Raw genomic sequence first — 14,110 nt, 5'->3', positions numbered from 1 at the left:
CCCTAAAGTGGAAAGGCAGTTTTCTATTTTATTGAATCCCTTTTATAAAAATGCGAATCGTTGCTGGTTCGAATTCGAAATGTTTGAGAAATTGCTGGCTCAGGAGCTTTTGAACGCCGCGCATTTTGTCCATAACATCATAATTTACAGGTGCTTGGATATATACCGTTAATTCTACATTTGGCTGATATTGCTTCATCGTGAAATGTATTGATTCTATTTTTATAATGAATTCAACTTGTTCTACCGTATATTTTAATAATTGAATATAAACATTTTTTGAAATTTCGATTGTTTCTTGATGAAAATCCGGCTGCACAATGGTCGTCTCCCCTAATTTCACGCGATTTTTTGAAATAATTTCAAAGCCTCGTTGAATAAACCGTTTAAAGAAATTTTGTTCGACCTGTTTATACGGAATTGGCATAACGTGTTTTCCTTGCGTGCCTCTTACAAACTTCGCCATTTGAATTTCCCGCGCAGAACGAACATCTTCTATATAATGAAAATAATCGATCTTCCCTAAATTCAATCGATTGGCAATTTGTTTTGTCATTTTATCGGAAGTGCCAATAATTAAAAGAGATTGAATATGATTTTGTGCAATCGACTCTGCCACTTCTTTTCGATGTGCTTCATCTTGAAAAATCGCACGACGAACCGCTGTAATTGTATTTTTTTCAAACTTGGCAGAAGTCCCTGCTTTTTTTTCTCCGTTCACGATGAATAGTCCATCATCTATTATTGCTTCAATGGCATGTTCATGCGCAAATTGAATTGCACTTGTGCTCTTTCCTGTTCCACTAGGTCCACTTAATGAATGTACAATCATTCTTTCCACTCCAACATACGTTTTCTTCAGTGTAATCGAAAAATTCACGTTTTTCTATATTTGTAAAATAATTCACGGTTACTATTCTATTTTTTCTATATTTCAGAAAGAATGCGAATATTTGAAACTAGTATGTTAAAATGTGATTTATATTTGAAAGTATATAAGGAGTGTTTCACCTTGAAGATTGTCCCATCTAAGAAAATGTCACTATTTGAGCCAGCTATGTTTGGCCAATTAAAAGCATTTGCTAAACAGCAAGAATCAAAAGGAATGGAGCTTATTGATTTAAGCCTAGGTAGCCCAGACTTACCTCCTCACGAAATGCTACGAAATCATCTATCAGAGAAAAGTAAACTTGAAACTTCATATGGGTATACGTTAACGGGGAATAAAGAATTTAATGAAGCGGTATGTCGATATTACAAACGTTGTAACCAAGTAGAATTAGATCCTTTAACTGAAGTTCTACAAACAATCGGTTCTCAAGAAGGTTTAGTTCACTTACCAACAGCATTTTGCGACCCAGAGGATATTGTCTTAACAACGAACCCTGGTTATGTTGCTTATGATGCGGGGATTAAACTTGCAGGTGCCAAAAGCTTTTATATTCCATTAGATGTTGAAAATGGCTATCTTCCTGACCTAACAGCAATCCCAGAGGAAGTAGCTGAAAAGGCAAAATTACTTATTTTGAATATGCCGGGAAATCCTGTCCCAATGGAGCCTTCTATTGAATACTTTACGGAAGTGATTGCATTTGCAAAGAAATATAATATTCTTGTGGTACACGATGCTGCTTATTCTGAATTTTACTTTACAGGAGATGGTCCAATTAGCTTCCTTGCAACACCTGGAGCAAAAGAAGTTGGAATAGAGATTAATTCCCTTTCGAAAAGTTTTAGTTTAGCCGGCGCACGTGTTGCGTATATTGTTGGGAATGCAGAAATGATTAACATTATGAAACAATTAAAATCAAATTTAGATTTTGGTATATTTGACCCAATTCAATCTACAGCTGCCTTAGCACTAGACCACGCTGAAGAAATTACTGCCCCATTACGTTCTACTTTTGCAGAGCGTCATAAAACACTAATGAATGGGTTGAAGCAATTAGGCTGGGAAGTAGCTCCATCAAACGGCGGTATGTTTGTTTGGGCAAAATATCCTTATCCATTAGATTGTGTTTCATTTGCTTTTAAAATGATTGAACAAACTGGTGTAATGACGGTTCCTGGTACGACTTTCGGTAGTGATGGTGAAGGATATGTTCGTTTAGCACTTGTACAATCCGTGGAAGTGTTGGAAAAAGCACTTGAACGATTAAAAACATTATCAATATAAGAACGAAAACTGGTGGAGGAAGTATTTTCCCTACCAGTTTTTTCGTTTATTCATTAAATAATTGCAAAAACCCAATGTCATCGATTTTTCTTATAGGTTCATTCAAATATCTCTCTTTATCAAGCTGTGGTCTCGGATGTGGTACATAGTAGATTGGTCGATTTGCATAGTTTCTGTCAGTAGATCTCATCACATCATAGGAGTATAATTTGTTTTTTACTTTCTTAAAGGCATTTGATATGTGATTTTGTTGATTTAACCCTTTTTGCCCCTTCATTCCCCAACCTAGGAACACGATTTGCCCACTTGCCATTGCATTTGAAACAAACGACCAATTGAGCGATTCATAGGCAAAATGTGCAGCCGTTAATTTGCTACTTGTCCCACCGATTATGCTTGAAACGTTCACAACCCGAAGTGCGTGGCAATGATGACTTTTCGCAACCTCTATTATTTGATCAACGGTATCATCAGACGAATCGTGCGCTGCATTGCTCGGGTTCATCATCACGGCAGTAAAAATGTTCTCCCCTTCTGACCATCGTTTTTCTAAAAAATAACGCCGTGTTTTGTTTTGATCAAATATTGCCGTTCCATCGACTCCGTTAAAAGTTCCCGTTTCTATAAGGAGCTTATGCGTATTTGCTAATTGTTGAATCATCCAGTTCACTCTCCTCTTACGCAAAGTCTCTTCCAACGTGAAAGAGAACGTACTTCTTCTTGTTTATTAACTTCTTCCCACACTTTTAATTTAAATGCTGGATGCACATGTATGGGATATAAATTCATCCAATAAGGGCCGAGTAAATAAATTGCCTCTTCCCAATTACTTACCACTTTAGATTTTTGTACAGCAACGGATTTTAAATCTTCATCGTCAAAGAAATCAATTAAAGCACTTTCATTTTTTTCCGTTGAATAAATCCAATCCCCTATAGCCGTTTTTGAACCATACAATTTAATACTTCCACCCTCGCCACCAACAACAAGAATTTCTTCCCAATGATTTTTCAAATTAACTCCCCCTCGTAACTTTAGTAAACCATAAGAGGTGTTCAAATTTTTGACAACGAAAAAAGCATCCCATAAGTGGATGCCTTGTTAATAAAGGTTATTCATTTTCGTTATCTCATCTTTCATTTTTTCAATAAGGTGTTGAGGGGCAACTACTTTCGCATCACTCCCCCATGTTAGTAGCCACCGAATAAAACCTTCATTGATGGATGCTTCTATTTTGATGGTAAACGTATTGTCATCGTATTTTTTTATATAAACGTCTGTTCCAAAATGATCTAAAATTGCATTTAGTAGTGATTGATTAAAAGTGATTTCTACATATTCAGGTTTACCAGGATACATATTGAAAGATTGTCTTAAATGATCACGAAGCTCAAATTCTTCATTTTGAAAGGACTCTTCCAGTACACTAATTTTTTTCATCCGATCTACTCTAAAATGTTTAATTTTATCATCCTGTTTTGCCACTAAATAATAAAAATCATTAATCCACACTAATTCTAAAGGAATGACTATGTATCTTTTTCCATCGTGGCGTAGGATAAACTCCTTTTTAACATTGTATTTACCATATTGAAACGAAACGATCTTTTTATCAATAATAGCTTGATGGATGTTATCTATATGATAGCGAACTTCACGGTTTCCCACCTTTAATGAAGGGTCAATATGGATATGACTTTTTAACTTTTTGGAAAGATGTTCACTTGTTAGCTGCTTAATCTTTTTAATAAGTTGTTCAGATTCTTTAGACGTCAGAAACTTAGCTGAAGCCACTGCGTCAATTAACATTCTCAATTCATAAATTTCAAAATTCCGATATTGATGGCTGTAATATACCGTTTTATTTTCCCGTGTTTCTTCTTCTATATGAAACCCGTACTCCTGTAAATCCTTTATTGCACTTTTTATCGTATTTTTACTAAATTGTGCATCCCCATAATGCATTTTCAGTTTTTCTAATATGTTCGAAATACTTAGTGCATGCTCTTCATCTGTGTATGTATAGAGAATATCCTTTATCGCCAAAAGCCTTTTTGCGTTGTTATCAATGTTCAACATTACATCATCACCTTTTTATATACATTTTATAGTAAATGCCATATAAAAAGGTAAGTCATTTTTCATTACTTACCTTCCACTTCTCCTAGCCCATCCTTTTTCTTGTCAATGTAAAGGCTTCCGTCCGTTTGTAGCTCTGCAATAAAAACATCAGCAATAGAATTGATACCAGCAGACTTCAATTGTTGATCTAACCAAGTTTGACTAAGGTCTACTTTAATTAGATTGTTCATATTTATTTCTCCATCTGAAATTAGTTCGATGGTTGTACGGTAAAGTTTCTTTTGAATTGGAATACTTACATCTTCTTTTGTAACAGGTTGTTTTTGTTCCTTTTTCAATACGGAGAGTTTACCACTTGTTTCAAAGAAGGCATAATCAACGTCCTTTAATGAAAAAACATCTTTTTCACGTAACATGCTAGTTAAAGAATTTAAATCAAGCTGTGCTTTTTTTAATGCTTTATCCATTATCTGGCCATCTTTAATGACAATAATCGGCTCACCTGTCGTGAACTTCCTCGCGCCCTTAAACTTAATATCAATAAAAGCCATGATTAAAGTGAAAATTGTCCAAACAACTAAGGCAATAACTCCATTTCGAATCGTTAGGTTATTATCAATTGCTAAATTTGCTGCAATCGAACCAATTGCAATGGACGATGCAAAATTGAATGAAGTCATTTGACTAATTTCTTTACGCCCCATAATTCTTGTTAATGTGAGTAGAACAAAGAAGGCTATAAATAATCGAATAATTAAATCAGCTACGTCCATTTTTGTTTACCTTCCTTCACAGTGTCTATACTAAAACCCCGAACAGCACACTTTTTAAAGTGTTCTATTCGGGGTTCAGTTCAGAGCTTATAAACTCTTTATGGGTGAGTTTCCTTAGCGGTTCTCACGGTTGTTGTTTTGGTTGTTGTTATTGTTATTATTGTTGTTGTTGCGATCGAAGTTTGCTTCTTCAGCAAACTCTTCACGGTTGTTGCGATTACGGTTTGCTAAATCATCGTTTTGACGATTGTTGCGTTCGTTTTGGTTGTTGTTGTTGTTGTTACGTGCCATGTATCTCACCTCCACCACATTATTATGAGTCATTTCATTTTTTTTAAACTTAAAACTTAAAACTTTTTCTTTTTTCGCCGTAAAAAAAACAGCAGAAAAATCTCTGCTGTTTTAAATTTCATATTTATTTGCTGGGTCTGTTTCAAAACGATTGTAGCGTTTTTTCACTAGTGCGTTGAAATGCGAAACAACAACTTTTAATAATGCATAACCTGGAATACCTAAAATGACTCCTGCAACTCCAAATAATGATCCTGCTGTTAATAAGACGAAAATGATTGTAATTGGATGAACCGATAACGATTTCCCCATAATATTCGGTGTAATAAATTTACCTTCTATTAATTGTACAATCGTCCAAACGATAATTAATTTAATTAACATAAAAGGTGAATTTACAATGGCAATAACTAATGCTGGCGTAATTGCAATGGCTGGACCTAAATAAGGTACAACACTTGTAATCATTGCTAAAAATCCAAGTAACAGTGCATAATCGAGGCCAATGATTAAAAATCCGATTGTCATCATTGCTCCGATACAAATCGACACTAAAATTTGTCCTTGTATGTAAGAACTTACTTGTTTATCCATTTCTTTTAAAACTTGTCCTACTTCATTACGCATTCTTGGTGGGAAAATACGCAAAATAAACTTCGGCATTTTTTCGCCTTCGTACAATAAGTAAAACAAAATAAATGGAACTGTCACAAGGGATAATAAAATACCTGTTAATGTTGAAACAAAGCCAGTAATACCTGATGCAACAGTAGAAGCGATGTTTGCGAACGTATCTTTCACTGTTGAGACAAGGTCATTTGTAATATCTGTTAATACTGCGTCATAATCAAAGTTTAACTTCATAAATAACTCGTTAAATCTTGAGTTATTTAAATATGTAACAATACTTTCGATTAACGACATAAAGTAAACAGGGAATTCCTGAACTAAATTCATAAATTGATCTCGTAAAAATGGGTACACGAGTAAAGAAATTAATGTAATTAATGCTGCCACAATAATATACAAAATTAAGATTACAATTCCTCGTGGTACTTTCCCTTTCCCTTTTTCAGCAAGGCGAATAAAAGGTCTTAAAAGATAATAACCAATAATTGCCAAAACACCTAGCAAAATGACTACTTCAAATAACACTTGTAACGGATAAAAAATAAAAGCGACTTTATTAAAAATGAATATGACTAACCCGAGCAATACTAATGAAATAAGTGAAAATAAAAGATTTTTTCCACCTAAAAAACGTATAAACCTTGTTGAAAAAAATGCAGATTTTTCACTTGGTACTCGATCACCGAAACCTTTTTCTCTTTCCAATGGACCACCCCGTCGAACAGAAATTATACTTATTTTTATTTTATCATGGAAATTGAATTTTTCTAATAGATTACTCTGCTTCTAATTGAAGGAATTCGTGGATTTTTTGCTTATTTGTTTCAATATCAATTTCCAACACTTCCCCGGCATGGCTATATTCTTCCAGTTTATAAGTTCCTTCCACTGGTATTCTTAGCTTTTCGATTTCAATGTTTCCGCCTGCTACGACGCCAAGTACTGTTTTTAATTCTTCTTTCGTTGTTAGATCAGAAGTGATATACCCTTGTGCTGCACCAACAAGCTTTGGTAAATTTGGCAAGTTACTTGGTGATAACAGTTCATCTTTTAAAGCGTCGATTACTTTTTGTTGACGTTCCACACGACCAAAATCACTGTTGGCATCATAACGGAATCTTGCATAACCTAAAAGCTCTTTTCCGTTTAATTTTTGTACACCTTGTTTTAAGTTCACTCCAATGAAGGCAGACATATCTTTTTCCACATCAATTTCTATGCCTTCTGGAGCTAAAATATCAATTAATGATTCAAAACTTTTGAAATCGATAATAGCATAATGATGAACAGGAACTTCAAACATAGTATTCAATGTGTCTTTTAATAATTGCACGCCGCCGAGAAAATATGCAGTGTTTAATTTATAAGATTCATAGCCAGGGATTTCAGCGTAAATATCTCGCATAAAGGAAACTAGTTTTAAGGTATTCTTTTCTTTATTCCAAGATAATACCATCATCGTATCCGATCTGGATTGTTTTTCTCCCCTCGTATCAACACCGATAATTAAATAATTTGAAATTTTTTCAGTTTTTTCATCTGCTACAAATTCAATTTTCTCTTCTTCTATTGGTTGTTCAGCCTTTTTTGCTAGTTGAAGGCCATTACGGTATTGATAAATTGAAAATGACGCACCACTTACAATTAAGGCAAATAAAACGAGCAATAAGATTCTTCTTTTTCGCATTTTTCTTTTTTTAGTTCTTTTTTGTCGTGTTACTGAGTTCTGATTTTCTTCCATACAATTCTCCTTTTAATCCACTGCAAATACGAGACGTTTGAAATTTAAGAAAGTTTCATTTTACCATTATTATACTACTAATGGAGGATATATTGCTTGAAGGAACTATTATGTATTGCGTATTAATTGTTGATTGTAGACTATTATGCTACAATACTATTTATTTTAAACATTGGAGGCGCAGAAAATGGAAAAAGCAACCTTTGCCGGCGGGTGTTTCTGGTGTATGGTAAAACCGTTTGTCGAATGGGATGGTATACATAAAGTCACATCAGGATATATGGGTGGACATGTTGATTTTCCAACCTATGAACGAGTGAAAAAAGGTGATACTGGTCATTTAGAAGTGGTCCAGATTGAATTCGACTCTAGTGTGTTTTCTTATAAGAAACTATTAGAAATTTATTGGATGCAAATTGACCCAACGGATGATGGTGGACAATTCCATGATCGTGGTGAGTCTTATAAAACCGCCATTTTTTATCATTCTGAAGAACAACGGATTTTGGCGGAAAAATCAAAACAGATGCTTGCAGAAAGTGGACGTTTTAAAAAAACAATAGTAACAGAGATTTTGCCAGCTAGCATATTTTATATAGCAGAAGATTATCATCAAGATTATTACAAAAAAGAGCCAGACCATTATAAAGAAGACCGTGAAAAATCCGGTCGCGATGAATTTATTAATAGTCATTGGAAGTAGTAATAAAAGCCGACAGTACATGCCGGCTTTTTATTTAGACGAATGCTTTGATGATAGCAATAAAATGTTCGCCATACTTTTCTAATTTATTTTGCCCGACACCACTTACTGCTAAAAATTCCTCTTCATTCATCGGCATTTTTTCGCACATGTCACGTAATGTTTTATCGGAAAATACAACAAATGGTGGAACTCCTTCAAGTTCCGAAATTTGTTTTCGTTTTATTCGAAGCTGTTCAAATAATGGGTCGTTTTGAATTTTTTCAACCGTTTTTTCTACAATTGTGCGTCGGAACACAGACTTTTTCCCTAACAAAACTTCTTTTCCTTCTTGTGAAACAAAAATCGTTGGGTATTGGCCCGCTTTGACTAAAAGCAAACGTTCGGAAATTAGAAAATCAATAAAATTAGCCACGGCTTTCGCTGATAAAGGTTTTAATATTCCGTAAGTCGATAAATGTTGGAATGCCTCCACCTTTTTATTACGTGCTCCTGCTAATACTTGAGAAGTTAACGTTTTGCCATAAGTTTGCCCCATTCGGATTACACAGGACAACACTTTTTGCGCATCTTCTGTAACATCCTGTTTCGGTCGTTCATCCGCGCAATTCCCACATTTTCCACAATCCTGAATTTCTTGTTCACCAAAATAGTTGACCATATAGCTTTGTAGGCATTTCTCCGTGTGGCAATAGTCAATCATTTGCTGCAATTTTTGAAGTTCGATGGGAATTCTTGTTGGGTCTTGAGATTGGTCAATTAAAAATCGATGGGTTTGCTCGTCAGAAGAACTATATAGTAGGATACATTCACTTTCGACACCGTCACGACCTGCTCTACCTGCCTCCTGATAATAACTTTCAATATTACGAGGCATTTGATAATGAATGACAAATCGCACGTTTGTTTTATTAATACCCATGCCAAATGCATTTGTCGCCACCATCACTTGTGCTTCGTCATTTAAAAATCGATTTTGTTCATAATTTCGATCTTCCTCATACATCCCACCATGATATTTTGCTACGGCAACTCCCTTTTGAAGAAGCATCGCGTGTAGCGCTTCAACAGATTTTCTTGTGGCTGCATAAATAATGCCGGCTTCTTGAGGATTATTTTTTATATACTGCTTGATATATTGATCCTTATTCTCCCCAACTAGCACTTTAAATGATAGATTATCACGATTAAAGCCTGAAACAAATACACTATCTGAATCGATTTGTAATAGATTGCATATATCTTCCCTGACATTTGGTGTCGCCGTAGCTGTTAATGCGATGACAGTTGGTTTCTTGGGCCATAATGTAAATATTTTTTGAATCGATCTATAACTTGGACGGAAATCATGCCCCCATTGCGAAATACAATGCGCTTCATCGATTGCAATGAGCGACACATTTAATTGCGCAAGTTCAGTACAAAAAGATTGATTTTCTAATCTTTCTGGTGCTATGTATAATAATTTGATTGCATTCATACGAACTTGTTCCATAATTGCATCCACTTCACTAAACGTTAATGTGCTGTTAATAAAGGCACTGTGAATTCCATTAGCCCGTAACATATCCACTTGATCTTTCATTAACGAAATTAGAGGGGAAATGACAATCGTTAAACCATCTCGAACAAGCGCCGGAATTTGATAACAAAGCGACTTCCCACCACCTGTTGGCATAACGCATAGTGTATCTTTTTTATGTAGAACATTTTCGATCACTTGTTTTTGAACATGTCGAAATGTTTGATAACCGAAATATTGATGTAAAATTTGTTCAGCTTGTTGCAATGACATTACCTCACAATGATTAGTTCTATTCATTATAGATTATTGAAGAACAGTTTTAAAGTTTACATAATATAATTATAAAAACCTACTATTAAATATAGTAGGTTACATGAATAAACTTTTAGCAAATTGGCTCGCTTCGTGTAAAGCATCTTGATGAATACCTGTTTCAATTTTCATATCATCAAACAACTTTACAAGCCCTTCCGTTGATACGTTTCCAGTAGCGCCGGGTGAAAACGGACAACCACCAAGACCTGCAATGGAACTATCAAATTTTGAAATACCTGCTTGCAAAGCCGCTACGACATTCGCATAGGCAAAATGATTCGTATCATGAAAATGCGCGACAAATTCAATATTTGGGAAATCATCTTTTAGCCGTGAAAAGCGTTCATAGACAATACGTGGATTTGCCTGACCATTCGTATCGCCCACTGATATTTCGTCTGCTCCATTTTTTTCAAAATGCTCCACCACACGTTTTACTTGTTCATACGACACATTGCCTTCATACGGACAGCTAAAGCCCATTGACACATACGCACGGATTTTCAGATTGCAAGCCTTTGCTTTTTTGAAAACAAGATTGCACTCAGCTAACGATTCTTCGATGGAAGCTCTTATATTTTTTTGATTAAAGGTTTCCGTTGCGCCTACAAAAACAGCAATTTGAGGCACTTTACATTCGATTGCACGACCTAAAGCTTTCATATTAGGTGTTAATGCAATATATTCGATACCTAACTCATTACTAAATGCTGCCATTTCCACTGCATCGGCCATTTGCGGTACGGCTTTCGGATGTACAAAAGATGCTGTTTCAATGCGACGTACCCCTGTTTTTGAAAGAAATTTAACCAATTCCTTTTTCTTTTCGGTAGCTACAAACATCGATTCATTTTGTAACCCATCTCGAGGACCTACTTCAATGATCTCCACTTCTTTTGGGAAAAACATAACAATACCCCCTCACGTTAGTAATGCCATCAACTATTTGTATGTTTACTAATGTGGGTTATGACTGAACTTTACTGTTGAAATTGAAAAGAGATGATTTTCCATTGTTGATCGACTAAAATGCATCGAATAATTTCTGTGACTTTTGTTTCTTCTTGGCCCTCTTTGATCGTTGTTTCTAATTCAACAATATATTGATAATCGTAGTAGTTTATCGATTTAAATGTACTTTTTGAAAATTGAATTTTTGTGCTTTTTGTCTCTTCAAAATGCTGAAGTAGTTCATCATTACCAATGAATGCTCTGTATTCCTCCTTTCCATCGTTAATATATGAATTTAAAGCAGCATGAAACTCGTCAATAAAACTTAATAATTGATCAGAGTTAACATCGAATACTGAGTTATCAATTTTTTCACTAGGGAATTTTTCAAAATAAGGAATAAGTGCAAGTCGTTCTTTATAGGTTAACGGATCCTCTTCAGCAGTTAATAGCAACTCTTCAATTTCGGTACTTGGTATAATTTTTTCAACGAAACGGTCATTTTGATGAATGAACGATACAATTCCTTGAATGTTTTGTTTCTCGTCAACAATGATCTCCCCTACTTTTGGAGTTTCCTCAATTGTAAGGCTATCTGAAATTGTATAGGGAGTTATATTAGCAGAATTGTTTATTTTTAATATGGCAATATTGCTTTCCTTATTTATGGCAACAACTTCTGCTTGTATCTCTTTATTTTCAGAGGTTTGAATCATTGCATAGGGATGACCCGAAACAATGTTTGCCAAGCTCAATAACCATTTATTCCGCCCATCCTTCTTAATCACATACCCCTCCCCTATCCCACTGTACCCATGAACTGTTACATTTGGGGAAACCGTATCCTCTTGTTGTTCTACGTCTTTTTCTTCATGATTGTAAGATTGGTATACAGATTGATCTTGACACCCAACTAAAATCGTAATGAATAATAAAAATAAAAACTTTTTCTTCATGTGTCACCTCGAATCTTGTGAAGTAATATGCGTTTCATGCATAACATTCATTTTCTTCCTTGTACGAAACAATTCTCCAAATGCTGCTCCTCCTAGGATTAACACAGCCCCGGCAATTTGTACCGGACTTAATTGTTCACCTAAAAGTAAGCAAGAAAAAATTAATGCAGAGAGAGGTTCTAAATATCCCAGAATAGATACCGATTGAACGGGCAGGTTACCAATGGAAGAAAAGTAAAAATAGCATCCAATCCCGGTGTTGATAACGCCTAAAATCAGAATGGGGATTAAGCTTCCCTCCTCTAAATTAACCGAAAATCCTTGTTTGAAACTAATAAAAATCGCAACCGTTAAAAAGCTAATGACTAATTGACAAGTTGCATTTTCTAGCCCTGTAATACTTTTTGCCTTTTTATTGGAAATCACCATAACAGCATACATGAGAGCTGCACATATCCCGAAAATCAATCCTGACGAAATTTTTCCTTGTAAAAAAGCTTGTCCATTTACACAAAACATTCCAAGTAAAACTGCAATAAATCCGAGTAGTTTTGCCATTGTCATCTTTTCCTTAAATATCACCGGTGAGAGAATCATCACAATAACGGGACCACAATAATAGGCAAGTGTTGATATACTGACACCAATTTGTGAGTATGCTTCAAATAAAAAGATCCAACTTGCCCCCATTGCCATACCGGAAATTACTAGGTACAGAAAGTGAGTTTTATTCTTCCAAAAAGATACAGTTTGTTTCGAAAAGTAAAAAACGACGATTAAGAAAATGCTACCAATTAATGTTCTGAAAAAAACAATTTCATAGCTATTTAATAATACATAACTTGCTACAATTCCATTTGAACCAAATAACAGTAAGGCTGCTATATATTTGAGGTATGCCTTTTCCATTTTTCCTGTTCCTCTCAATGTTGATTTATCAATATTCATAGGATAGCATACACTTATATATTACAAATTTGAATGTTTCTCATGTTTATTATGATAAAACCTCATAGAAAGAGTGTGTGTAATGAATATCCAAAAATATATGGCCTTTGTAAAAGCTGTAGAGTATGGAAGTTTTACAAAAGCAGCTGAACATTTAAACTATACACAATCTGGCATTAGCCGTATGATAAATGATTTAGAATCAGAATGGGGAGTTCAACTCTTTGAACGGGGGCGTGCTGGTATTTCGTTAACTTCTGATGGTTTAAAGTTATTACCCCAATTACAACGCGTTTGTAATGAGCATGAAACTTTGATGAGGCATGTAGAAAATTTACTCGATTTACAATCTGGCATGATTCGAATTGGCACATTCTCAAGCGTGGCCACTCATTGGCTTCCTTTTATGATTAAGATTTTTAAGAAGGACTTTCCAAATATAGACTTCGAACTACTTTTAGGAGATTATACCGAGATTGAAAGCTGGATATTGGAGGGGCGTGTCGATTTTGGTTTTTTACGACTACCAACAAAATCAGCATTGGAAACCATTTTTGTGGAACAAGACCGCTTACTAGTAGTGCTTCCAATGGATCATCCGCTTGCTAATGAGGACAAGTTTCCCATTAGCGAATTAGTAAATAGTCCATTTATGTTATTAGAAAAAGGAGCAAAAGCTGAAATCTCTGAAATTTTCGAGTTGCACCAAGTATCACCACAAATTCATTTTACAACTTGGGATGACTACGCAGTTATGTCGATGGTGGAAAACGGCCTTGGCATTAGTATATTGCCAGAATTGATATTACAGCGTATCCCCTACCAAATCATAACGAAAGAGCTTGAAGTTCCGGCTTTTCGCAATATTGGGATAGCAATGAGAGAACAACAATCCCTTTCACTAGCCGCTAAGAGATTTTTAGAGTATTTATCATTTAGAAAGCGGGGGTAACTAGCCAATTTATAGAGGGATAAAAAATACAAATGTATCCCGCACTTTTTCATGAGTACGGGATACG

At 35.1% G+C, this 14,110-nt stretch carries 15 protein-coding genes; 3 read left to right on the top strand and 12 right to left on the bottom strand.

The window, feature by feature from the left end; genetic code table 11:
- Positions 1-28 precede the first annotated feature (28 nt).
- The gene (locus tag CRO00_RS17610) at positions 29-832 is read right to left on the bottom strand and encodes an ATP-binding protein (RefSeq protein WP_097074989.1); all 804 of its coding nucleotides are present in this window, start codon (positions 830-832) and stop codon (positions 29-31) included.
- A gap of 180 nt (positions 833-1,012) precedes the next feature.
- Between CRO00_RS17610 and CRO00_RS17605 the strand changes: the two genes are divergently transcribed.
- Entirely contained in the window at positions 1,013-2,176 is a 1,164-nt protein-coding gene (locus CRO00_RS17605; RefSeq protein ID WP_097074988.1) for an aminotransferase class I/II-fold pyridoxal phosphate-dependent enzyme, read from the top strand.
- Between the two features lie 46 nt (positions 2,177-2,222).
- Here the strand turns inward: CRO00_RS17605 and CRO00_RS17600 are convergent, their stop codons facing one another.
- The 7 genes from CRO00_RS17600 to CRO00_RS17575 form a co-directional block, all read right to left on the bottom strand.
- Complete coding sequence (locus tag CRO00_RS17600) at positions 2,223-2,837, bottom strand: DUF1643 domain-containing protein (protein ID WP_097074987.1); 615 nt, start codon at positions 2,835-2,837, stop codon at positions 2,223-2,225.
- A gap of 5 nt (positions 2,838-2,842) precedes the next feature.
- Entirely contained in the window at positions 2,843-3,190 is a 348-nt protein-coding gene (locus CRO00_RS17595; RefSeq protein WP_097074986.1) for a hypothetical protein, read from the bottom strand.
- An 87-nt stretch (positions 3,191-3,277) separates the two neighbouring features.
- The gene (locus tag CRO00_RS17590) at positions 3,278-4,255 is read right to left on the bottom strand and encodes a helix-turn-helix transcriptional regulator (RefSeq protein WP_097074985.1); all 978 of its coding nucleotides are present in this window, start codon (positions 4,253-4,255) and stop codon (positions 3,278-3,280) included.
- Between the two features lie 65 nt (positions 4,256-4,320).
- A complete protein-coding gene (locus CRO00_RS17585) occupies positions 4,321-5,031 on the bottom strand; it encodes a YetF domain-containing protein (protein WP_097074984.1) in 711 nt (236 codons plus the stop codon).
- A 114-nt stretch (positions 5,032-5,145) separates the two neighbouring features.
- Complete coding sequence (locus CRO00_RS20365; protein ID WP_202615705.1) at positions 5,146-5,322, bottom strand: hypothetical protein; 177 nt, start codon at positions 5,320-5,322, stop codon at positions 5,146-5,148.
- A gap of 111 nt (positions 5,323-5,433) precedes the next feature.
- On the bottom strand, positions 5,434-6,657 hold the full coding sequence (locus tag CRO00_RS17580; protein ID WP_097074983.1) for an AI-2E family transporter: 1,224 nt from the start codon (positions 6,655-6,657) through the stop codon (positions 5,434-5,436).
- 70 nt (positions 6,658-6,727) lie between these two features.
- Complete coding sequence (locus CRO00_RS17575; RefSeq protein ID WP_097074982.1) at positions 6,728-7,693, bottom strand: LCP family protein; 966 nt, start codon at positions 7,691-7,693, stop codon at positions 6,728-6,730.
- A gap of 187 nt (positions 7,694-7,880) precedes the next feature.
- Here CRO00_RS17575 and msrA point away from each other — a divergent pair, with 187 nt between their 5' ends.
- Entirely contained in the window at positions 7,881-8,396 is a 516-nt protein-coding gene (msrA, locus tag CRO00_RS17570; RefSeq protein WP_097074981.1) for a peptide-methionine (S)-S-oxide reductase MsrA, read from the top strand.
- A gap of 34 nt (positions 8,397-8,430) precedes the next feature.
- Here msrA and recQ read toward each other — a convergent pair whose 3' ends face one another.
- The 4 genes from recQ to CRO00_RS17550 form a co-directional block, all read right to left on the bottom strand.
- Entirely contained in the window at positions 8,431-10,218 is a 1,788-nt protein-coding gene (recQ, locus tag CRO00_RS17565; RefSeq protein WP_237658471.1) for a DNA helicase RecQ, read from the bottom strand.
- 72 nt (positions 10,219-10,290) lie between these two features.
- Complete coding sequence (locus CRO00_RS17560; protein ID WP_097074979.1) at positions 10,291-11,145, bottom strand: hydroxymethylglutaryl-CoA lyase; 855 nt, start codon at positions 11,143-11,145, stop codon at positions 10,291-10,293.
- A 71-nt stretch (positions 11,146-11,216) separates the two neighbouring features.
- A complete protein-coding gene (locus tag CRO00_RS17555; protein ID WP_097074978.1) occupies positions 11,217-12,143 on the bottom strand; it encodes a hypothetical protein in 927 nt (308 codons plus the stop codon).
- Positions 12,144-12,146: 3 nt separating this feature from the next.
- Positions 12,147-13,091: a DMT family transporter gene (locus CRO00_RS17550; protein WP_237658470.1), complete on the bottom strand. Its 945-nt coding sequence runs from the start codon at positions 13,089-13,091 to the stop codon at positions 12,147-12,149.
- A gap of 82 nt (positions 13,092-13,173) precedes the next feature.
- Here CRO00_RS17550 and CRO00_RS17545 point away from each other — a divergent pair, with 82 nt between their 5' ends.
- The gene (locus CRO00_RS17545) at positions 13,174-14,043 is read left to right on the top strand and encodes a LysR family transcriptional regulator (RefSeq protein ID WP_097074977.1); all 870 of its coding nucleotides are present in this window, start codon (positions 13,174-13,176) and stop codon (positions 14,041-14,043) included.
- Positions 14,044-14,110 lie beyond the last annotated feature (67 nt).

It is taken from the genome of Ureibacillus xyleni (genome assembly GCF_900217795.1).
Classification (GTDB): domain Bacteria; phylum Bacillota; class Bacilli; order Bacillales_A; family Planococcaceae; genus Ureibacillus; species Ureibacillus xyleni.
This window is presented reverse-complemented; position numbering and strand designations above follow the sequence as displayed.

Bases quoted from the DNA above. Each gene is read 5' to 3' on its own strand.
- CRO00_RS17610 (WP_097074989.1), bottom strand. From the start codon at position 832: ATGATTGTACATTCATTAAGTGGACCTAGTGGAACAGGAAAGAGCACA.
- CRO00_RS17600 (WP_097074987.1), bottom strand. From the start codon at position 2,837: ATGATTCAACAATTAGCAAATACGCATAAGCTCCTTATAGAAACGGGA.
- CRO00_RS17590 (WP_097074985.1), bottom strand. From the start codon at position 4,255: ATGTTGAACATTGATAACAACGCAAAAAGGCTTTTGGCGATAAAGGAT.
- CRO00_RS17585 (WP_097074984.1), bottom strand. From the start codon at position 5,031: ATGGACGTAGCTGATTTAATTATTCGATTATTTATAGCCTTCTTTGTT.
- CRO00_RS20365 (WP_202615705.1), bottom strand. From the start codon at position 5,322: ATGGCACGTAACAACAACAACAACAACCAAAACGAACGCAACAATCGT.
- CRO00_RS17575 (WP_097074982.1), bottom strand. From the start codon at position 7,693: ATGGAAGAAAATCAGAACTCAGTAACACGACAAAAAAGAACTAAAAAA.
- msrA (WP_097074981.1), top strand. From the start codon at position 7,881: ATGGAAAAAGCAACCTTTGCCGGCGGGTGTTTCTGGTGTATGGTAAAA.
- recQ (WP_237658471.1), bottom strand. From the start codon at position 10,218: ATGAATAGAACTAATCATTGTGAGGTAATGTCATTGCAACAAGCTGAA.
- CRO00_RS17560 (WP_097074979.1), bottom strand. From the start codon at position 11,145: ATGTTTTTCCCAAAAGAAGTGGAGATCATTGAAGTAGGTCCTCGAGAT.
- CRO00_RS17555 (WP_097074978.1), bottom strand. From the start codon at position 12,143: ATGAAGAAAAAGTTTTTATTTTTATTATTCATTACGATTTTAGTTGGG.
- CRO00_RS17550 (WP_237658470.1), bottom strand. From the start codon at position 13,091: ATGAATATTGATAAATCAACATTGAGAGGAACAGGAAAAATGGAAAAG.
- CRO00_RS17545 (WP_097074977.1), top strand. From the start codon at position 13,174: ATGAATATCCAAAAATATATGGCCTTTGTAAAAGCTGTAGAGTATGGA.